The 20597-nt window shown below is 76.1% G+C and carries 16 protein-coding genes; 7 read left to right on the top strand and 9 right to left on the bottom strand.

The window, feature by feature from the left end; translation table 11 throughout:
- Window positions 1–81 precede the first annotated feature (81 nt).
- From NPS70_RS13065 to NPS70_RS13055, 3 genes are all read left to right on the top strand, one after another.
- Window positions 82–966: a hypothetical protein gene (locus NPS70_RS13065; protein WP_256524363.1), complete on the top strand. Its 885-nt coding sequence runs from the start codon at window positions 82–84 to the stop codon at window positions 964–966.
- Between the two features lie 184 nt (window positions 967–1150).
- Window positions 1151–3013, top strand: a complete 1863-nt coding sequence (locus NPS70_RS13060; protein WP_256524362.1) for an HSP90 family protein — start codon at window positions 1151–1153, stop codon at window positions 3011–3013.
- A complete protein-coding gene (locus NPS70_RS13055) occupies window positions 3014–6016 on the top strand; it encodes a hypothetical protein (RefSeq protein ID WP_256524361.1) in 3003 nt (1000 codons plus the stop codon). It abuts the gene before it with no gap.
- Between the two features lie 391 nt (window positions 6017–6407).
- Here NPS70_RS13055 and NPS70_RS13050 read toward each other — a convergent pair whose 3' ends face one another.
- Window positions 6408–6671, bottom strand: a complete 264-nt coding sequence (locus NPS70_RS13050; protein ID WP_256524360.1) for a hypothetical protein — start codon at window positions 6669–6671, stop codon at window positions 6408–6410.
- Between the two features lie 283 nt (window positions 6672–6954).
- Between NPS70_RS13050 and NPS70_RS13045 the strand changes: the two genes are divergently transcribed.
- The gene (locus NPS70_RS13045) at window positions 6955–8079 is read left to right on the top strand and encodes a serine/threonine-protein kinase (protein ID WP_256524359.1); all 1125 of its coding nucleotides are present in this window, start codon (window positions 6955–6957) and stop codon (window positions 8077–8079) included.
- Here the strand turns inward: NPS70_RS13045 and NPS70_RS13040 are convergent.
- Both NPS70_RS13040 and NPS70_RS13035 read right to left on the bottom strand, forming a co-directional pair.
- Window positions 8049–8855: an SGNH/GDSL hydrolase family protein gene (locus NPS70_RS13040; RefSeq protein ID WP_256524358.1), complete on the bottom strand. Its 807-nt coding sequence runs from the start codon at window positions 8853–8855 to the stop codon at window positions 8049–8051. The two genes, NPS70_RS13045 and NPS70_RS13040, sit on opposite strands and share 31 nt — an antisense overlap.
- A gap of 161 nt (window positions 8856–9016) precedes the next feature.
- Window positions 9017–9406 (bottom strand): GntR family transcriptional regulator, encoded by a 390-nt coding sequence (locus NPS70_RS13035; protein WP_256524357.1) that lies wholly within the window; start codon window positions 9404–9406, stop codon window positions 9017–9019.
- A 163-nt stretch (window positions 9407–9569) separates the two neighbouring features.
- Between NPS70_RS13035 and NPS70_RS13030 the strand changes: the two genes are divergently transcribed.
- Entirely contained in the window at window positions 9570–10076 is a 507-nt protein-coding gene (locus NPS70_RS13030; RefSeq protein WP_256524356.1) for a DUF402 domain-containing protein, read from the top strand.
- Window positions 10077–10148: 72 nt separating this feature from the next.
- On the opposite strand, the gene NPS70_RS13025 is transcribed toward NPS70_RS13030, so the two are convergent.
- Together NPS70_RS13025 and NPS70_RS13020 are read right to left on the bottom strand one after the other, a co-directional pair.
- On the bottom strand, window positions 10149–10550 hold the full coding sequence (locus tag NPS70_RS13025; protein ID WP_256524355.1) for a VOC family protein: 402 nt from the start codon (window positions 10548–10550) through the stop codon (window positions 10149–10151).
- Window positions 10551–10658: 108 nt separating this feature from the next.
- Window positions 10659–11102, bottom strand: coding sequence for a glutaredoxin domain-containing protein (locus NPS70_RS13020; RefSeq protein WP_256524354.1), 444 nt, complete (start codon window positions 11100–11102; stop codon window positions 10659–10661).
- Window positions 11103–11481: 379 nt separating this feature from the next.
- Here NPS70_RS13020 and NPS70_RS13015 point away from each other — a divergent pair, with 379 nt between their 5' ends.
- Window positions 11482–12540, top strand: coding sequence for a lytic polysaccharide monooxygenase (locus NPS70_RS13015; RefSeq protein ID WP_256524353.1), 1059 nt, complete (start codon window positions 11482–11484; stop codon window positions 12538–12540).
- Between the two features lie 129 nt (window positions 12541–12669).
- On the opposite strand, the gene NPS70_RS13010 is transcribed toward NPS70_RS13015, so the two are convergent.
- The 3 genes from NPS70_RS13010 to NPS70_RS13000 all read right to left on the bottom strand — a co-directional run bounded on the left by NPS70_RS13010 (window position 12670) and on the right by NPS70_RS13000 (window position 18174).
- Window positions 12670–13536, bottom strand: a complete 867-nt coding sequence (locus NPS70_RS13010; RefSeq protein ID WP_256524352.1) for a triacylglycerol lipase — start codon at window positions 13534–13536, stop codon at window positions 12670–12672.
- Between the two features lie 205 nt (window positions 13537–13741).
- Complete coding sequence (locus NPS70_RS13005; protein ID WP_256524351.1) at window positions 13742–14704, bottom strand: hypothetical protein; 963 nt, start codon at window positions 14702–14704, stop codon at window positions 13742–13744.
- Window positions 14701–18174, bottom strand: coding sequence for a DNA polymerase III subunit alpha (locus tag NPS70_RS13000; protein WP_256524350.1), 3474 nt, complete (start codon window positions 18172–18174; stop codon window positions 14701–14703). Before NPS70_RS13000 ends, NPS70_RS13005 begins: the two co-directional genes overlap by 4 nt.
- Window positions 18175–18338: 164 nt before the next feature.
- On the opposite strand from NPS70_RS13000, the gene NPS70_RS12995 reads away from it, so the two are divergent.
- Entirely contained in the window at window positions 18339–19448 is a 1110-nt protein-coding gene (locus NPS70_RS12995; protein WP_256524349.1) for a DUF3533 domain-containing protein, read from the top strand.
- Between the two features lie 103 nt (window positions 19449–19551).
- Here NPS70_RS12995 and NPS70_RS12990 read toward each other — a convergent pair whose 3' ends face one another.
- On the bottom strand, window positions 19552–20454 hold the full coding sequence (locus NPS70_RS12990; RefSeq protein WP_256524348.1) for a S1 family peptidase: 903 nt from the start codon (window positions 20452–20454) through the stop codon (window positions 19552–19554).
- Between the last annotated feature and the right edge of the window lie 143 nt (window positions 20455–20597).

The following is a 20597-nucleotide window of genomic DNA, read 5'->3' as shown; positions in this document are numbered from 1 at the left end:
CTCCGTGATCGGGGGCTCACGCTGGGGAGATGGGCGGTGCGGCCCGTCGCGCGGCTACAGAAGGACTCCGGGGACCCGGCCGTGCCCCGCGTACGGAAGGCGGCCGCCGCGGCGGACTGGAGCACCGTGCGCGAGGTCCTGGAGGCGTGCCCCGAGAGCGGGAACCGGGTCGAGCTGCTGTGGGCGGTCGCCGACACCCCCGGCGTCGAGCGGTGGATCGCCCCCGTACTCGAAGCGGATCCCGAGGCGCCGCTGCCGCGCCTGGTGGCGGCCATACGGCACATCTCGTGGGGCTGGGAGGCCCGGACGGCCGCCCTGGCCCGGCACGTCTCGCGGGAGCAGTTCGAGACCTTCCACTCGCGGCTGCGCACGGCCGAGACGTGGCTGTACGAGGTGGCCGAGCGGGAGCCCGGGTGGACCTCGCCCTGGTACGGCCTCCAGGTCACCGGCCGCGGTCTCCAGGTCGGCCAGGCGGTCGCCCGTCGGCGGTTCGAGGCGACGGTCCGGCGCGACCCCCACCATCCGGGCGCGCACCACCAGCAGTTGCAGCAGGTCTGCGACAAGTGGGGCGGCTCGCACGAGGAGATGCACTCCTTCGCGCGGCAGGCCGCCCTGGAGGCTCCCCCCGGAACCCTGCTGGGCGGCCTGGTCGCGACCGCCCACATCGAGCACTGGCTCGCCCTCGGCGACGGCGAGGACGCCGCCTACATGCGCCTGCCCCGGGTGACGGAGTCGCTGCGGGAGGCCGCCGACCACTCCGTCCTGCACCCGGACTTCGTCCGCGAGGGCTCCTGGGTGGCCGCCCTCAACGCCTTCGCCATGGCCTTCTCGCTGGCCGGCGACCGCTCCTCCGCACGGGAGTGCTTCCGCGCCACGGAAGGCCGTGTGAGCGAGTCCCCGTGGGACTACCTGGGCGGCCACCCGGTGGCGGCCTACCGCAAGCACCGGCTCTCGGCCGGACGCTGAGCCCGGCACCGCCGCCTCCGCCGCCCGGCCCGCCGCACCGGCGCCGCCCGCGTCCCGGGACGGCCCGCCGCCCCCACCGGCGGCCGCGGCGCCCGGTGGGGCGCCGCCCCCGCGCGTCCAGAGCACATCCGTCCGCAACCCGCCCGCGCCGACACGGTGCGGGCGCCCACCGAAGGCTTCGCCCGTGCACCCTTCCGAGACGTCCCACACCTTCCAGGTCGACCTGCGCGGTCTGGTCGACCTGCTCTCCCACCACCTGTACTCCAGCCCCCGCGTCTACCTGCGCGAGCTGCTCCAGAACGCCGTGGACGCCATCACGGCACGTCAGGCCGCGGACCCCGGCGCGTCCGGCCGCATCACCGTGCGCACGGGCGGGACGCTCACCGTCACGGACACGGGTGTCGGCCTGACGGAGGCCGACGTCCACCGGTTCCTGGCCACCATCGGCCGGAGCTCCAAGCGGACGGCCGGCGGCGGGCTGGACGGCGCCGGGCTCGACGAGGCCCGCGGCGAGTTCATCGGCCAGTTCGGCATCGGGCTGCTCGCCTGCTTCGTGGTGGCGGACGAGATCACGGTACTCAGCAGGTCGGCGGCGGACCCGGCCGCGCCCGCCGTGGAGTGGCGGGGCCGCTCGGACGGCGCCTACACGATCCGGACCCTGCCCGCGTCGGCCGTGCCCGAACCGGGTACCACGGTGCGGCTCACACCGCGCGCCGACAACGCGGACTGGACGAGCCCGGAGCAGGTCCTCGCCCTGGCCCGGCACTACGGCGGACTGCTGCGGCACGAGGTCACCGTCGTCACGCCGGACGGCGGGACCCACCGCGTCAACGAGACGCCCCCGTGGGAGCGGGCCCACCGCTCGCCGCTCGCCCGCCGCGAGGCGCTCACCGCCCACTGCAGGGAGTTGTTCGACTTCACCCCGCTGGACACCATCGAGCTCGATCTGCCGGCCGCCGGGCTGCGCGGCGTCGCCTATGTGCTGCCCACGGCCGTCAGCCCCGCCCAGCGCGCGGGCCACCGGGTGCACCTCAAGGGCATGCTCCTGACCGACCGGGCGCCGGAACTGCTCCCCGAGTGGGCGTTCTTCGTGCGCTGCGTGGTCGACACCACCAGTCTGCGCCCGACCGCCTCCCGGGAGGCGCTGTACGAGGACGGGACGCTCTCGGCGGTGCGGGACGCGCTGGGCGAGCGGATCCGCGACTGGCTCACCGGGCTGGCCGCCAGCGACCCGTCCCTGCTGCACCGCTTCATCGACACGCACCACCTCGCGGTCAAGGCCCTCGCCCGCTACGACGACGAGCTGCTGCGGATCGTGCTGCCCTGGCTGCCGTTCGAGACCAGCGACGGCAACGTCACCCTGGAGGAGTTCGCGCGCACGCACCCGACGCTGCTGGTCACCCGGAGCGTCGAGGAGTTCCGCCAGGTGGCGCCCATCGCCGCGGCGGCCGGGCTGGGGGTCGTCAACGGCGGCTACACCTACGACCGCGACCTGGTGCACCGGCTGCCCGAACTGCGTCCCGGGACGGCGGTCGCCGACCTCGACCCGGCCACGGTCACGGCCCATCTCGACGCCGTGGACCCGGCGGCGGAGCTGCGGGCGGCCGCCTTCCTCGCCGTGGCGCGCGAGACGATCGGGGTCCACGACTGCGACGTCGTCCTGCGCGACTTCCAGCCGGTCACCGCCCCGGCGCTGCTCCTGGACAACCGGGAGGCGCGGCACGAGCGCACCCGGTCCGGCCTGGCCGCGGAGAGCGACGGCCTGTGGGCCGACATCCTGGGCTCGCTGCGCCACGACACCCCCCGCGCGCAGCTCGTCCTGAACCACCTCAACCCGCTGGTCCGCCAGGCGCTCACGGTCGCCGAGCGCGGGCTGGCCGTCACCACCGCCGAGGCCCTGTACGGCCAGGCCCTGCTGCTCAGCCGACGCCCGCTGCGGGCGGGCGAGAGCGCCCTGCTCAACCGGGCCTTCATCGGCCTGCTCACCCACGCCATGCACCACACCGGCACGGCGGCACCCGGCTCCGAGCCCCGGAAGGAACTGTAGATGCTGGACACACCCGAGGCCGTGGTCGAGGCGCTGCGCGAGAACAACGAGCGCCCCCACGGGCTCCAGCGGACCATCACCGCCGAGGAGCTGGCCGAGGCCGCCGAGCCCTTCGAGGAGCCGGACGTCCTCGTCACCGCCCTGCTGGAGCTGATGGCGGCGTACGAGTTCACCGGCGAGCACCGCAAGTCGCCGGTGGTCTTCGCCCGCCTGCTGAAGCTGTGGGAGGACTCGCCCGAGGCGTTCAGCCAGTGGGAGGCCCACCAGGTCTTCTGGCGCTTCAAGTGGGTGACCACCTCGCTGCTCCAGGTGCCCGACGTGCCGCTGGCCACCGTCCAGGGCTGGATCGACCGGATGGGCGGCTTCTACGAGGCCGCCGGGCACGAGGTGCAGCCGGTGGCCGCGATGCGCTACCACCTCGCGGCCCACACGGGCACCGGGGCCGACGACGCCTTCGACCTCTGGGCCACCCGCCCGCGCAGCGAGCTGAGCGACTGCGAGGCGTGCGAGACCCGGTACCTGGCGTGGCACCGGGTGTCGGCGGGCGACGACGCCGGGGCGCTCGACTCCTGGCGGCCGGTCCTCGAGGGTGCGCAGGCGTGCACCGAGGAACCGCAGATGAGCCAGGCGCGGGCGCTGCTCCCGCTGCTGCGCACGGGGCGCGCGGACGAGGCACGCTCCCACCACCTGACCGGTTACCGCCGGGTCCGCGGCAACACGGGTATGCTGGACGAGGTCGGCCTGCATCTGGAGTTCTGCGCGCTGTCGCGCAACGAGGGCCGGGGGCTGGAGATCCTCGCGGAGAACCGCCCGCTGTTCGGGGCCACGGGCGCCCCGCTGTCGCTGCTGGGCTTCCTCACCGGCGTGGAGGTCCTGCTGGCCCGCATCGTCGCAGACGGCCACGGCGCGGCGGCGGTCGCGGGCCCGCCCGGACGGAACTGGACGGCGGGCGAGCTCCTCGCCCACGTCCGGGGCGAGGCGGAGCACCTGGCCGCCGCCTTCGACGGGCGCAACGGGACCACGGCGGTCGGCGACCGGCGGCGCGCCCGGCTGGCGCAGCTCCCGCTGCGCGAGGAGCCCCTTCCGCTGGGGCTGCGGAGCCCGGTGGTCGGCTCCGCGGCGCCGGAGTCGGGCCCGGCGGCCATGGCGGGCGCCGCGGTGCCGGAGGTCCCCGAGGACTTCGCCGGGCTGGTGCGTGAGGCCCGGCGCCTGGGGGCGACGGGGCATCCGGGCGCGGCGCGGCTGTGGACCCGTGTGGAGGACCGGCTGGCGGCCGGGGAGCACCCGGGCGAGGGCCTCGGTCCCGGGGAGCTGCTGTCCGCGGAACTCGCCGAGCACCGGGCGCTGGTGCTGTCGCGGGAGGACCGCGGGGGGCGTTCCGTCTCCGAACTGAGGCAGGCCGCCGAGCTGTTCGGCCGGGCGGGTGCGCCCTGGCGCATGCTCTCCGCGCGTGCCCGGGCCCTCGCCTGGGAGTCCGTTCCGGACGAGGACGAGGAGGCGGGCGGGTCCGCCGAAGGCGCCGGGCCGGACGGCCCCGGCGCCTTCCGCGCGGCCCTGGACGAGGTGCTGCACGAGGCCGAGCTCCTGAAGGAGCGGGAACCGCTCACCGGGGGTTCGTCGGCGGGCGCGGACGGCACTGCGGGCGGACCGGGGCAGGAGCGCGTCCTGGAGTACCTCACGGTGCTCTTCTCCCGGGCCTTCGCCGCCTACCAGGAGGTGACCGCGGCCCCGGAGGATGCCCAGGCCGCCGCCATGGAGCGGTTCGAGGAGTGCGTGGGTGCCCTGCGCTCCGAGGCGGAGGGCCTGGCGGTCCCGCACCAGGTGGCCAATGCACGCCAGTTCGCGGCCGACCTGGCCTTTCGGCGGGGTGACGCGGCGGAGGCGGAGGCGGAGCTGCGGGCGGCGCTGGCGGACGTGGAGTCCTCCGCGCGGCCCTGGCGCGGTTCGCGTCCGCGGGTGCTGCTCGCCCAGGCGCTGCTGGCCCGGAGCGAACCGGGCGAGGCGTCCGAGCTGCTGCACCGGGCGATCGGCGACGCGGTCCGGTACGACGACACGGAGTTCCCGCTCGCACCGGCGTACGCGCTGCTGGGCCATGCGGCCACGCACCTCGGCGACGCTGCCGGCGCCGTGCGCCACCTCTCGGAGGCGGCGGCGCGGTTCGACCGGGACGGGGCACTCGCCGAGGCCGCCGACCTCCGGCTTCAGCTCGCCGACGTCCTGGCGCGGGACGGGCAGCTGGCGGACGCCGTCGCCGTCCTGGAGTCCGTGCTCGCCGGCGGGGCGGACGGCGTCCTCGACGAGCGGATGCTCGCACAGGCCCGGCTGACGCTGGCGCGGGGGCTGCGGGAGCTGGGCGAGCACCTGGCCGCCGCGGAGGAGTTCCTGCTGCTGGCCGACGTCGTCGCGGGCTGGGAGGAGGACGGGCCGATCCTCACCATGGTGGCGGCGGACGCGGCCACCGCGCTGGCCGAGGCCGAGCGGTGGGAGGCGGCCGAGGCCGCGTACGAGCGCGCCGTGGACGCACATGCGCAGGCGCCGAACCCGGCGGCCGTCACCGCCATGATGGGGGAGTTCGCCCGGCTCGTCATGGCGGGGCGCGGGCCCGGGGGGCTGGACGCGGCACTGGGGCACCTGGCGCGGGCGGACGAGGTCCGCAAGGCGGTGCCCGAGGGCGCGGAGGACTTCGCGCCCTGGTACGTCGCGGGCATGGTCCACTACCGCAGGGCCCGGGTTCTCGCCGAGTGCGAGCGCTTCGCGGAGGCCCTGGCCGAGGCCGAGGCGTCCGTCGCCGCCCACGAAGGGGGCGGGGAGAACGGCGAGGAGCCGCGCGCGGAGGCGGTCCGGATCGCGGCCCTGATCGAGGGGAACGGCCTGGGCAGATACGCGCAGGCCGTCACGCGGCTGACGGAGGCGGCACGCCGGTGCCGCCACGCCGGACTGGAGGAGGCGGCCCGGATCCTCGGGGCGCTCCGCCAGGACTTCCTGAACCGGGAGGGCTCCTGACGGCCCGCCGGGGTCCGGCCCGTGCCGGGCCCCGGCTCCCGGTGCTCCGGGCCCTCCGGGACGGGGCCGGCGCGGGGAGCCCGCTCCCGGGAGGAATCGGGGTGGGCGCGGGGCTGCGGAAAGGGGTGGTGGGCCCGCACGGGGCAGTGTCCTCAGGGGTCGTTCCGGAGCTGCCGTGGGCCGTCCCCTGGTGCCGGTCGGTCGCGGTGGATGCCCGCGGCCGTGCGGGGTGATGCCCGTTCCACGGGGGCGCCGACGGGGCGAGCGGGTGCCGAGTCGAACGGAGTGCGGGTGGCGGTGGGCCGCCAGGATCCCGGGGAGAGGATCCTGGCGCGGTGCCGGTCTTCCGTGCGTGGTCCGGTGCCGGGGAGGAGCGCCGGTGGCGGGTCGGTCAGCCGCGGCTGCCGAAGAGCGAGCGGCGCAGCCGCCGCAGCGGGGCGAAGAGCGAGACGCGGGCGGTGCCGTTCGGGCGCGCGTGGGACGCGTCGCGCGAGGTCAGCTCCCGCATCAGCAGGGTCGCCTCGGCGGCCTCCCGCTGCGGTACGGCGGGACCGCCGAGGACCGCGAGATGGCGGTCGAGGCGCGTACTGGCGGCGCCGCTCCCGCAGGTGATGGCAGGCACGCGCGGCCTGCTGCGAACTGTTATCTGATCCATGTCTCTCCCCACCCGTACGATGCACCCGGCCCGGGCAGATTAACCCTATCGCTCCCGGGGGGCACCCGTGTATCCCGCCTCCCCGCTCCGACGCACCCGCACACCCCTGCTCCGTCACTCTCCGAATACGACTGGACTCAGGGCGAGTTGACCGCCGAAACGGTCCGCCTGCCCCGGGGGCATCATTTGACGCAGCGTCATCACAGGCTCTCACCGGGTGAGTTGATCGCCGCCGAAGGGGTATGCACCACATTTCGACGTGAGTTGCGGTCAGGGGGACGGCATGGACGAGACGCCCGTCACAGGGCGCGTGATTGCGGAGCGCTACCGCCTGATCGGGCCCCTCGGCGAGGGCGGGACGGGCGTGGCGTGGCTGGCCCGCGACGAGCTGCTCCGGCGCGAGGTGGCGGTCAAGGAGATCCGGGTGCCGCCGGACCTGGACCCGACGGCCGCCCGCCTGCTCTTCAGGCGCCTGGAGGACGGCGCGCGGTCCGCGGGGCGGATCTCCCACCGCAACGTGGTCGCGGTGCACGAGGTCGTCGCCCACGGCGGGCGGCCGTGGATCGTGATGGAGCCCGCCCGCGGACTGGCGCTGTCGGAGCTGCTGGAGGCCGACGGTCCGCTGCCTGCGCGGCAGGTGGCGCGCATCGGGGCCGAGGCGCTGGCCGGACTGCGGGCGGCCCATGCGGCGGGGGTCCCGCACGGGAACGTGACGCCGTCGAAGGTGCTGCTCGTGAACGACGGCCGGGTGCTGGTGACGGGCTTCGGCACGGGCTCGGGCGCCGCGGGCGTGCCGCCGGTGACGCAGGGGGCGGCGGCCGACCTGCGGGCGCTGGGGGCGGTGCTGTTCACCGCGGTGGAGGGCCGGGGTCCGCGCGGGGACGCACCCCGCGCCGGGCGGGCGGGCGCCGCCCTGGCCGAGGTGGTCGAGGGGCTGCTGCGGCGGGACGCCGCGGGGGCGATGTCGGCCGCGGAGGCCGAGCACCGGCTGCGCCTTGCGGGTGCGGGCGGTGCGGTGCCGCCCGCACCGGCCGCGGGGGCGCACGGTCCGCCCCCCGCGGGGGCCGCGGGCGCCCGCGCCGGGAGCGGGGCGGCCGCCGGCCGGGGCAGCGGGCCGGCGGCGGGCTCCGCGGGCCCGCCGGAGACGGCACCCCCGGGGGGCGGGCGGACTCCGGCGGGGCCGGGGCGCACGGCCGGGCCACGGCGCTGGCGGCCGGGGCCGTGGTGCTGCTCGTCCTGGCCGTGCTGGTGTGGGCGGTGGCACTGTCCCGCTGACCGGGACCGGACCCGGCGGCCGAGCGGCGGCGGACGCGTGCGCGACCGGCCCCGGGAGCGGCGCAGGAGACGCCGGGACCGGCCGCGCGGGCCCGGGGGCCGTCAGTCGTTGGCGTTGAGCGCCGGCAGGTAGCCCCCGGACTGCCCGGCGGCCGTCGGGTGGTAGGACTCTCCGATGTTGAACCAGTTGAGGCTGTGCAGCCAGGAGCTGCCGGAGCAGATCTCGTGGCCGGTGAAGGTGCCGACCACGTCGGCGAAGGTGAAGCCGTGGTCGGCCGCCCGCTTGGCGATCGCCGCGTTGAGATGGTCGGCCGCACCGTTGATGGCGGATCTCTCGGTCTCGCTGAGCCCTGCGATGCAGCTGCCGTTCAGCTTGTAGAAGCGGGGGTACCCCAGGACCACCACGCGGGCGGCGGGGGCCTTGCCGCTGATGGCGTCGTACACGGAGTCCAGGCGTCCGGGCAGGGTGGTGTCGACATAGGACTTCGCCTGGGCGATCCGGCTGAGGCAGGTGGACTCGGACTGCAGGACGCAGGTGGTCATGACGTCCGCGAAGCCCGCGTCGTTGCCGCCGATGGTGAGGGAGACCAGGTCGGTGCCCGAGTTGAGCGGCCCGAGCTGACCGGCGGTCACATCGTTCGTCCGCGCCCCGGAGCAGGCGGTGAACGCGAAGGAGGAGGGTGCGTTGGCGTTGGCCCACAGCCGGGGGTAGGCGCGGGTGCTGCGCTTGCAGCTCCCGCTGGAGCTCTCGTAGCTGCCGGCTCCCAGCCCGGAGGAGTAGGAGTCGCCCAGGGCGACGTAGTCGACGGCCTGGGCGGAGTCGGCCTGCGCGGTACCGGCTCCGGTGAGAGCGAGGACGGCGCCGAGCACGAGCGAGGACGAGAATGCGGCAATGCGGGACAGCTTCATGGAACCTCCCAGTCACAGCAGGATCTCTGCTGCAACTGTCGTAGCAGCGGGCTTGGTTGACTGGAAGTGTCCATGCCAAATGTGTTACTGACGGGTTTCCGCCAAGTCACTTCCCGTCCGGGGTGCGCCGTCCGGACGCGCCCCTCCCCCCTGCGCGGCTCTCAGCCGGCCGCGCCGCCCCCCTCGTAGACCGTGCGCAGCGCCTCGGCGGCGGCCGCTCCGGCCTCCTCGCGCGTGAGCCCCAGCCGGTGCGCCCGGGTGGCGAAATCCGCTGCGGCGGACGCCGCCTGACGCGCCGCCGCATCACCCGCGGCCGCCACGACCGTGCCGTGGCGGCCCCGGGTCTCCACCACTCCGTCACCCTCCAGCGCACGGTAGGCCTTGGCGACCGTGTTGGCGGCGAGGCCCAGTTCCCCGGCGAGGGCCCGGACCGTCGGAAGGCGGTAGCCCACGGGCAGCTCCCCGGAGCGCGCCTGCTCGGAGATCTGCGCGCGGACCTGTTCGTAGGGCGCGTCGGCGCTGTGCGGGTCGATGGCGATGGTGAAGGTCACGGGGCGGATTCTTCCCCACCGCCCGGCATATCGGGAGGCGCGGCCCGCAGGTTCGCCCCTATGGTCGTCGCGCGGGCCGCGGCGGTTGACGCCCGCTCGCTCCGGGGCCGGAGCCCCGCCGCCGGCCGGCTTGGACCCCGCCACCACCCGGGAGAGGTACACCGTGCCCGACGGCTTCACCGCACTGCACGTCCGTCTCGTCAAGAGGGGCAGGACCAAGATCCGCTACCCGGCCGCCGAGCTGTTCGACGACGGGACGCACCTGGCGGTGCGCGCCGCCTGGGCGGCCCCGGGCGTACGGGACTTCGGCTTCGTGCGCTTCGAGCCGGGCGACGTGTTCACCGAGCACTACCGGCGCGACCGCTGGTACGCCGTGAAGGAGGTGCGCGCGGGCACGGGAGAGCTCAAGGGCTGGTACTGCGACATCGCGCGGCCCGCGGTGCGGGAGGGTGCCGACGTGGTCGTGGAGGACCTGGACCTCGACCTGTGGGTGTCGGCGGACGGGCGGACGGTGCTCCGCCTCGACGAGGACGAGTTCGCCGCGAGCGGACTGCGCGAGCGGGACCCCGGAGCCGCGCGGGAGGCGGAGCGCGCGCTCGACGCACTCGAACACCTCGTGCGCGAAGGCGGGCCGGCAGCCCTGGCGCACATGTTGCGGGGGCCGGTCTGACGAGGTGTCCGGGCCGGGGCGGAGGAGTGCGGCCCCTCCCCCGCAGGACGGCCGCGACCGCCCGCGCGGCCCTCAGGCCGCGGGCGGGGCCTCGCGTGCCTGCGGGGGCTCGTGGAGGCCGAAGGGGGAGCCCTGGTCGTCCTCGCAGATCCGGAAGCGCCCGAACCGGGCCACCGACGCCTCGTCACCGCCGAGCTCGGTCTCGTCCACCCGGCCGCCGAGTTCGCGGACCCGGTCGAGGGCGGCGTCCATGGCGTCCACCCGGAAGAAGACGTACGGCCGGGCGCCGGGATCGCCTCCGTGCACTCCACCGGGAGCTCCGTCGGTGCGGATCGCGTAGCCGCTCCCCGGGTCCGCGTCCCCCTCGCGGGCCGCGCCGTCCTCGAAGAGCCATCCGAACAGGCCCCCGTAGAAGGCGCGGGCCCGGTCCGGGTCGCCCACCCCGAGCTCGAAGAAGGTGATCTCGCCGGCCATGCTCGCTCCTGGCGTCGGGGGCGGACGGTGGTCCCACCGTAGGCCGGGCGCCCCGGACCCGCACGCGACCCGCGGCCGGGCGGGTCGGTCCCGGCCGCGGCGCGGCCGTCAGCGCCTGCCGGGCGGAGGAAGCAGGCCGCGCACCCAGCCGGGGTCGGGGTTGACGTACGAGCGCCCGGCGAGGACGACGGTGGGCACGGTCTCGTTGCCGTGGGCGGCGGTCCTCACCGCCGCGGCTCCCGCCGGGTCCCTGCGGATGTCGACCCAGTGCGCCCCGCGGGCCCTGCGGCCCAGCCGGACGCGGAGCCGCAGGCAGTAGACGCAGCCCGGCCGCCAGTACACGACCGGACGGCCGTCGGCCGCGCTGCGGCGCTGCGCCTCCAGCGCTCCGATCGACCGCGGGAAGGGCAGGGGCGAGTTCAGGGCCGCGAGCGCCGGGAAGGCGAGCAGGACCGCCACGGCCGCACCCGGGTCCCCCCGGGAGAACAGCACCGCGGCCAGGACGGCGCCGCAGATCGCATAGAGGGCCGGCAGGAACCAGACGCGTGGCATGACGGCCAGGGTAGGCGGTGGCCCGCGGGGTGCGCCCCGCCGGGCTCGGTCGCGGACGGGGCGGCGCGCGGCGGCGCCGCCTCCGCCGGCACCCGGCCGGGCGGTCCGGCGGCGGGCCGCCCAGACCGCGGCGAGTGCCGTGCCGGGCGCGGGCGGACGGTTCCGGGGCGATCCTCAGCCCGCTCTTAGACGCGGCTTAAGCCGACCATAAGGATCGCCGTTCTCCGTCCCGCGCAAGGGATTCGGGCGCCGCGGCGGGCTAGCTTGCAGAGCGTCCCGCACGGTTGCGAGCCGTCGGTCGCCGCCGCTCCCCCGGAGCGCGCCGTGCCCGCCCGCACCGTCCGGGCACCCTGCACCCGTTCGAAGGAGAACCCCCCTCATGACCGCTCGCCGCACGGCCGCCGCCGTCGCCTCCCTCGGCCTCGCGCCCCTGGCGCTGCTCTCCCTGGGCACGGCGCCGGCGTCCGCCCACGGCTCGATGACGGACCCGGTCAGCCGCGTGTCCGCGTGCTTCGCCGAGGGCCCGGAGAACCCGCGGTCGGCCGCGTGCAAGGCGATGGTCGCGGCCGGGGGCACCCAGCCGCTCTACGACTGGAACGAGGTCAACATCGCCAACGCCGCGGGCAACCACCGGCAGCTGATCCCGGACGGCAAGCTGTGCAGTGCCGGCCGTGACAAGTACAAGGGACTGGACCTGCCGCGCGCCGACTGGCCCTCCTCCCCGCTCGCCTCGGGCAGCCACACCTTCCGGTACAAGGCGACCGCCCCGCACAAGGGCAGCTTCGCGCTGTACATCACCAAGGACGGCTACGACCCGTCGAAGCCGCTGAGCTGGGCGGACCTGGAGGCCGAGCCGTTCGCCACGGCGACCGACCCGAAGCTGGAGAACGGTGCGTACACCTTCACCGGCGACGTCCCCGCCAGGTCCGGCCGCCACCTGGTCTACTCGGTCTGGCAGCGCTCCGACTCCCCCGAGGCCTTCTACACCTGCTCCGACGTGGTGTTCGGCAAGGACGACGGCGGCAGCCCGGCGGCCCCCACCGCCTCGGCCCCCTCCGAGCAGGAGATCGAGAAGGGCGCGGAGCAGTCGACGGTGGACCACGGCGGCCACGGCGGGGACGGGCACAGCCCGGAGCCGGGCCCGGCGGCCGCGGAGGCGGAGACCAAGGCGGACGGGCCGGAGGCCGGGCACGGCGAAGGCGGCCACGGGCAGTCCGGGGACGCTGACGGCGGCGGCGCCCCCGAGGTCCTGGGCGGGGGCGGGCCGGCCCCGGTGGCGCAGGCGGGCGGCGAGGAGCACCTCGCGGAGACGGGCGGCGGGACCGGGGCCGCGTACCTGGCCGGCGGCGGCGCGGCGGTGCTCGCCGCGGGCGCCGGGACCCTCTTCCTCCTGGGCCGCCGCCGGCCCTCCCGCGCGGGGGCGCGGCACGGCGGCTGACCTGCGGCACGGGCGGGAACGGGCCGCCGTGCGCCTCTGCTGCGCGCGGCGGCCCGCTCCTGTGCGGCCGCTCCGGTCCGCCCCCGTGCACCGGGAGGGACCGGAGCGGCCCCGTGCGAGGCCCTCCGCTCAGCCGAAGACCGAGGCGCAGGTGGTCCGCCGGGCGTTGGCCGGGTCGAGGGCGTTGGCGACCTCGTGGGCCGCGACGAGGTCGAGGACGCCGATCGCCACGTGCTCCGAGAAGTCGAGCGGGCACAGGTCCTGGAGCAGGACGTTGCGGACGTTCGGGCCGCTCAGGAACTGGGTCCGGTAGGGGGTGACGACCTGGTCGTAGCGGGTGGCGATGACGGTGTACCGCACGCCCGGCACGGTGTCCCCGCCCTCGTTGAGCCGGGTGAGGAAGTCCGACCCGGCGACCTGGGCGGCGAGGGCGGGCGTGTGCTTGTCGAGCAGGTCGGAGGCGCCGGGGAAGTAGGGCAGGAGCCTGGTGAGCCCGAGCAGGGTGGTGCCGTGGTTGCTGGGCGCGAGTCCGACCAGGGCGTTCACCTCGGACGCTCCGCCGAGGTACTTGAGGTAGTAGCGGGGCATCATGCCGCCCTGGGAGTGCCCGACGATGTCGACCTTGGCGGCTCCGGTGGAGGTGCGCACCCTCTCCACGAAGGCGTCCAGCTGTGCGGCCGACTCCTCGATGGGGCCGAGCCCGTGGAAGAAGGGGACGCCGGGCAGTTGGCCGTAGTCGAGGGAGAAGACGCAGTAGCCGCGCTTGACCAGGTAGGGGGCGAGGACGAGCCAGTTGTCGATCTTGTTCCCGAGCGTTCCGTGGACGAGGACGACGGGGCGGGGGTGGGCGCTGGAGGGCTGGCAGGAGAAGTCGTTCCAGCCCCTGCTCGGGGCGGAGGCCGTCTGCGCCGTGGCGGTGGCGGCGGAGGTGAGGGCCAGCACGATGGCGAGGACGAGGGCCGACAGCGGTCTGAGCACACGGTTCCAGGGCGGCATCGGTCAGTCTCCTTGCGGCTCAAGGGGAGTGGGGGATGACGGAACGCAGGGCGAGCTATGTCGCGCTCACGACAAATCTACGAACCGGTAACCAGCGGTGGGAAGTTACGCGTCGGTAAAACTTGACGATTCTTTGGGACTTACGCTACGGAGTGGAGCGCTCGGCGCCCCGGCGGACCGCCGCCCCGCCCGCCCTGCCGGTCCGTCAGGCGGCCGTCGCGCCCCGGACCACCGCGCCCGGACCGAACCGCGCCCGGACCCGGTCGGCCGCCGCCTCCAGGAGGCGCGCCCGCTCGTCGGCCGGGTCGAAGGTCAGCTGGCGCGAGGCCCGTTCCGCGGCCACCAGGCCCTCGGCCCGCAGCGCCAGCCCGCGCACCCTCGCCCGCTGCAGCCCGAGCGCCCCGTGCAGCGCGTACGCGGTGGCGGTGAGCGCCCCGGAGTACGCGGTCGGCTCCCGCAGCGTGCGGCTGCGGGTGGTCACCGACCGGTCGGCACAGCGCACGGAGAGGGTCAGCGAGCGGCACACCTGCCGTTCGCCCCGCATCCGGGCCCCCAGTTCCTCCGCCAGGGAGAGCAGCGCCCGGCGCTGCTCCGCCCGGTCCAGTTCGTCGCGGGGGAAGTGCCGCTCGCCGGTCATCGACCGGGCGAGGGCGCCGGGGACGACCCTGCTCCGGTCGGCACCGCGCGCCCGCTCCCACACCTCGCGGCCCGCCCGGCCGCCCAGCAGGCGCTGGACCACGCCGAGCGGCGCGGCGGCGACCTTGCCCGCGGTGTCCAGGCCGTAGCCGCACAGGGTGCGGGCGGTCGCCGCCCCCACCCCGGGGAGGGCCGCGACCGGCTTGTCCGCCAGGAAGGCGGCCGCCTCCTCCTCGGCGACCACCCGCACCGCGCCGGGAGCCGCCTCGCGGGCGGCCATCCTGGCGAGCATCGGGCCGGGGCCGGCCCCGATCACGCAGTCGACGCCGCAGTGGGCGAGCAGGCGGACCCGCAGCAGGGCCGCCAGACCGGCGGGGCCGCGGCCGAAGTACCGCTCCGCGCCCGCGGCGTCGACCAGGACCGCGTCGGGCGGAAGCGCCTGGACGACGGGGCTGATGTCCTCGGCGACGGCGAGCAGTGCGGGCAGCGCCGCCTCGCGCACCGGCGGCAGGAAGCGTGCGTACAGGATCATCCGGCGCTCCCGGGGCTCTGGTGCCACAGCTTCCGTCCGGTGGCGGCGGGCGACCCGGCCGGGCGGAGGTCCGCCCAGGGGTTCATCCGGTAGCCGGTCGGCAGCTCGATCCGCCGCCCGGCGCCGGCCTCCTCCCCACCGCCCCCGGCCTCCCCGGCGGCCTCGTCCGGACCCGGGGCGGCGAGGCGCGCCGCGACCGCGTCGAGCCCGCCGGTACGGCGCAGCTCCACCAGTTCGGCCAGGTTCCAGGCGGCGGCCCCGACCACGCTGAGGCTGCGCGGCCCGCGCCGCTGCACCACCCCGCGCACCAGCAGCAGCCAGGAGTGGAAGACGGTGTGGGCGCATGCCTCGTGGCTGTCGTCGAAGAAGGCCAGGTCGACCAGGCCGGTGCCGTCGTCGAGGGTGGTGAACACCACCCTTCTGCCGGACCGGATCGGCGGTGTCTGGGTGGCCGCCTTGGCGCCGGCGACCAGCACGCTCTGCCCGTGCCGGGCGCCGCGCAGCCGCCGTGCCGAGAGGACGCCCAGCTCGGCGAGGAAGTCCTGGTGGTCGGTCATCAGATGGCGGGAGGCGTCCATGCCGAGCACGCCGAGTTCGGCGCTGAGGCGTTCGGCGTCCCCCAGGTCCGGCAGGCCCACGGGCGCGGTGGCGCGCCCCTGGGCGAGGGGGAGCTGCCCGTCGTGGGCGGCGGGGCCGCGGCGGCCGCGGTGGAGTTCGGCGAGGTGGAGCAGCAGGTCCCGGCGGTTGGCACCGAAGGCGTCGAGCGCGCCGACCTGGGCGAGCCGTTCGGCGACCGGGCGGGCGGGGCGGGCCCGCTGCCAGAAGTCGAGCAGCGAGGCGTACGGGCGGCCCGCCTCGATGCGCGCCGCCTCGGCCTCCGTGATGCCGTGGACGTCCGCCAGGGCCAGCCGCAGCCCCCAGCGGCCCGGGCCTTCCGCCTCTCCCCCCTCACCATCAGACACCAGTTCGATTCGATGGGCGGCCGCCGACCGGTTGACGTCCAGCGGGAGCACGGGCACCCCCCGCCGCCGTGCGTCGGCGAGCAGCAGCCGCTTGGGGTACATGCCCGGGTCGTGGGTGAGCAGCCCCGCGTAGAAGGCGGCCGGGTGGTGGGCCTTGAGCCAGGCGGACTGGTAGGTGGGAACGGCGAAGGCGACCGCATGGGCCTTGCAGAAGCCGTAGGAGCCGAAGGCCGCGACGATCTCCCAGGTGCGGGCGACCGTCTCCGGGCCGTAGCCGCGCGCCGCGGCCCGCTCGGCGAACCAGACCCGGATCCGGTCTTGCGAGCCGGGGTCGGACAGCCCCCGGCGCACCCGGTCGGCCTCGTCCCGGCCGCAGCCGGTCATGGTGTGCACGATCTCGATGACCTGCTCGTGGAAGACGACCACGCCATGGGTCTCCCGCAGCGCGTCCTCCAGGTCGGGATGGGGGTAGCGGGCGGGCGCCCGGCCGTGCCGCGCCTCGATGAACGGGCGCACCATGTCGGCGGCGACCGGACCGGGCCGGAACAGCGAGATGTCCACGACCAGGTCGTGGAAGTCCTCCGGCTGGAGCCGCCCCACCAGGTCCCGCTGGCCCGGCGACTCGATCTGGAAGCAGCCCAGCGTCTCGGCGGACCGGATGAGGCGGTAGGTCTCCGGGTCGCCGGGCGGCACGGCGTCCAGGTCCACCTCCTCCCCCGTCGCCCTGCGCACCTCGGCGACCGCGTGCGCCATCGCCGACTGCATCCGCACACCGAGCACGTCCAGCTTGAGCAGGCCGAGCTTCTCCACGTCGTCCTTGTCGAACTGGGCCATCGGAAAGCCCTCGCCGCTGGTGGGCACCAGCGGTGTGCGGGTGGGCAGGGAGGCGTCCGAGAGCAGCACGCCGCAGGGGTGCATGGCGGTCCCCCGGGGCAGCGCGTCCAGGGCCTCGACCAGGTCCCACAGCCGCTCGTGCTTCTTCAGCCCGTCGGCCACGGAGCGCAGTTCGGGCAGCTCCCCGAGGGCCGCGCGGGCGTCGCGGGCCCGGATGTGCGGGAAGGACTTGGCGATCCGGTCGATCTCCGCGGGGTCCATGGACAGGGCGGCCCCCACGTCGCGCACCGCGTGGCGCACCCGGTAGGTCTCCGGCATGGCGACGGTGGCGACCCGCCGGGGGCCGAAGCGGCCGAGGATCGCGCGGTAGACGTCGAGGCGGCGGGCGGACTCGACGTCGATGTCGATGTCCGGGAGCACCCGGCGGCGCTTGGACAGGAAGCGCTCCATCAGCAGCCCGTGCTCGACCGGGTCGGCGTGCGCGATGCCGAGGAGGTGGTTGACGAGGGAGCCCGCACCGGAGCCGCGGGCGGCGACCCGCACCCCCATCGCCTTCACGTCCCGCACCACCTGGGCGACCGTCAGGAAGTAGGAGGCGTAGCCGTGGTGGGCGATGATGTCCAGCTCGCGGTGCATCCGCTCCCAGTAGGCGCGGCGGCCCTCGTAGCCCAGCAGCACCATGCCCGCGGCGGCGCGGGAGGCGAGCACCCGCTGCGCGGTGCGGTGCTCCGCTCCGACGAGGGCGGGTTCCGGGAAGTGGACGGAGCCGATGCCCAGGTCCGCCTCGGGGTCGACGAGGCACTCGGCGGCCGTCTCCCCGGTCATGGCGAGCAGCCGGGCGGCGGTGTCCCGGCGGAAGCCCGCCGCCTCCGCGACCCGCTCGGCGAGGCGGGCCATGGCCTGCGGGTCCTTCAGCCAGCGCTCCCCGCCGTCGAGGCCCCTGCGGGGGTCGACGGGCACCAGCCGGCGGGCGGCGTCGAGGACGTCGGCGACCGGCCCCAGCCCGGGATCGGCGTAGCGGACGGCGTTGCCGAGGACGGCCCGCACCCCCTGCTCCGCGGCGAGGCCGAGGGTGCGGGCGGCGTGGCGCAGCGATCCCGGGCCGGTGCCGGTGCGGCCGTGGTGGACGACCTCCAGGCGCAGCCGGTCCCCGTACCGCTCGCGCCAGGGGGCCAGCAGCCTCGCGGCCCGGTCGGGCCGGCCCTGGGCCAGTGCGGTGCCCACCTCGGAGGCCGGGCCGAGGAGGACGGTGAGGCCGTCGCCGTGGTTGGCGGACCAGGGCAGCAGCGGGGGGCCGTCCCCCGCGGCATGGGCGGCGGTGACCATGCGGCACAGGTCGGCCCAGCCGCCGCGGTCACGGGCGAGGAAGACGGCCCGGGGCGCGGACTCGTCGAGGAAGGCACCCCCGCGCACCGGGGTGCGCGGGCGGGCGGCAGGGCCCCGGGGAGGAGGCTCACGCTCCGCCAGGGCGAGGTCCGCCCCGAACAGCGGCCGCACACCGTGCCCGGCGCACGCCTCGGCGAAGCGCACCGCGCCCGCGAGGGTGTCGCGGTCGGTGAGGGCGAGGGCCTCCATGCCCCGCTCGGCGGCGCGCTCGGCGAGCCGTTCCGGGTGCGAGGCGCCGTAGCGCACGGAGAACCCGGAAACGGTGTGCAGATGCGTGAACCCTGGCACCCGCGCCTCCTGGATCAGTCCCGTCTCACCTCCCCCGCCTTCCACCATAGACCAAAGTTCGAACACTCGTACGATACATCTCGGCGGGGTGCCGCCACCCGGCCGCTCAGCCATTCGGACCCGTCCCACCTGCACGGACACCGGTCCGCGCCGAGCGTTGGGCCATGCCTCAGACATACGACGGACCCCCGGGCGGCGGCCCCCGCGCCGCCGCGGGCACCGGGGGCGGCAGGCCGGGCCCGGAGCGGCCCACCGGCTTCCTCGGGGAGGTCAGGAGCGCCGTGAGCCTGCGGGCCGCGCTGCTCGTGATCGGCGTACTGGCACTCCAGGTGGCCTTCATCACGTCCTACATCGGGGCGTTCCACCAGCCGGCCCCCCACCGGATCCCGCTCGCGGTCGCCTCGCCCTCCCCGCAGGCGGTCGACCAGGCCCTGTACCGGCTGGAGCGCCTGCCGGACGAGCCCCTGGACCCGCGAGGGGCGGCCGACGAGGAGGCCGCCCGGCGCCAGATCGAGGACCGGGAGGTGGACGGCGCCCTGATCGTCGACCCCCGGGGCACCACCGACCGGCTGCTGGTCGCGGGCGGAGCCGGCTCCTCCCTGGCGCAGGCCCTCGCGGAGGTCGTCACCCGCGCCGAGGAGGCGCAGGGACGCACGGTGCGGGTGGTCGACGTCGTACCCGAGGCCCCGGGCGACGCCCGCGGGCTCTCCTCGTTCTACCTGGTCGTCGGCTGGTGCGTGGGCGGCTACCTGTGTGCGGCGGTCCTGGCCGTCAGCGCGGGCGCCAGGCCCGCGAACACCTCCCGCGCCCTGGTCAGACTCGGGGTGCTCCTGCTGTACGCGGTCGCCGCGGGCCTGCTCGGGACGGTGATCGCGGGCCCGGTGCTCGACGCGCTGCCGGGCGGCGTCTGGGCCCTGTGGGGCCTCGGCACACTGCTGGTCTTCGCGGTCGGCGCGCTCACCCTCGCCTTCCAGGGGCTGGCGGGGATCGTCGGCATCGGGCTGGCCATCCTGGTGGTCGTCATCGCCGGCAACCCGAGCGCGGGCGGGGCCTATCCGTACCCCCTGCTCCCCCCGTTCTGGCGGGCGATCGGGCCGGCGCTGCCCCCGGGAGCCGGGACCTACGCGGCGCGGTCGATCGCCTACTTCCAGGGCAACGGGGCGGCCGGGCCCCTGTGGGTGCTGTCCGCCTGGGCGGTGGGCGGGGCCGCCGTCACCGTGGGCCTCGCCTCGCTGCGCCGGGGCCGGCGCGGCCCCGGACCGCAGGGGGCGTGAGGAGACCTGAGCGGCGAGGGGCGGGTCCCGTGCACCCCGGGCCCCGCCCCTCCCGGACGGGGAGGGCGCGGGGCACGGGTGCGGGGCCCTGCGGTGGGGCGGTTCAGTAGACGCTCACCCCGTAGGCGGCCAGCGCCTCGGTGACCGGCTGGAAGAACGTGGTGCCGCCGACGAAGCAGTTGCCGCTGCCCCCGGAGGTCAGCCCGATGGCGCGGCTGCCCGAGTAGAGCGGTCCGCCGGAGTCGCCGGGCTCGGCGCACACGTCGGTGCGGATCATGCCGTGCACGATGTCGCCGCCGCCGTAGTTCACGGAGGCGTTGAGTGCGGTGACGGTGCCGCTGCGGGTACCGGTGGTCGAGCCGCGGCGGGTGACGGACATGCCGACGACCGCGTCGGCGGCGCCGGTGATGTCCACCCCGCCGACGGTGCCGGGGCGCGAGAGCAGGAGGCCCGTATAGCGGATGAGGCCGAAGTCGTCGCCGGGGTAGCTCGACCCCGCGGTGGCCCCCATGGGCCGGGTGCGCGAGGAGTTGGTGAACCAGAGGCCCGCACCGTCGGTGCAGTGCCCGGCGGTCAGCGCGTAGTAGGTGCTGCCGCGGCGCACGTTGAAGCCGAGCGAGCAGCGCCAGCCGGAGGAGTAGACGGCGTCCCCGCCGGAGATGAGCTTGGACAGGGTGCCGGGTGTGCGCTCGACGCGCAGGGCGCCGGCGTTCCTCCCGGCCCGGCGCTCGATACGGGCGAGCTCCGCCGTGGTGACGGTGCTGTCCGCGACGACGACCAGGGTTCCGGTGGCCTCGTCGACGTGCCAGGCGGTGCCCGCCACATCGGCACCGAGCACGGCCTCCCCGGCGGCCGCGAGCCGGTCGGCGCCGTAGGTGCGGGCCTCCTCGGCGCCGGCAGCGGCGGTGGGGAAGAGCAGCGCGGCGGCGGCGGCCAGGCCGGTGGACAGGGCCACGAGGCGGCGGTGTCCGGAGGCGGTGCGGGGGATGGTGCGCGTGATCCTCACGGTCGTTCCTCCCGAAGGGAAAGGGGTCCCTGCGTGGGGCCGGTACCCGGTGAGGCGCAGTCAGGAGGCGCTCAGAGCATCCGTGTTCCGGCCAGGCCGTGCTCCCGACAGGCGCTGGTCGGAAGTATTCGCGCCGTCAACCC

Source organism: Streptomyces sp. C10-9-1, from assembly GCF_024497955.1.
GTDB classification, from domain to species: Bacteria; Actinomycetota; Actinomycetes; order Streptomycetales; family Streptomycetaceae; genus Streptomyces; species Streptomyces sanyensis.
This window is presented reverse-complemented; position numbering and strand designations above follow the sequence as displayed.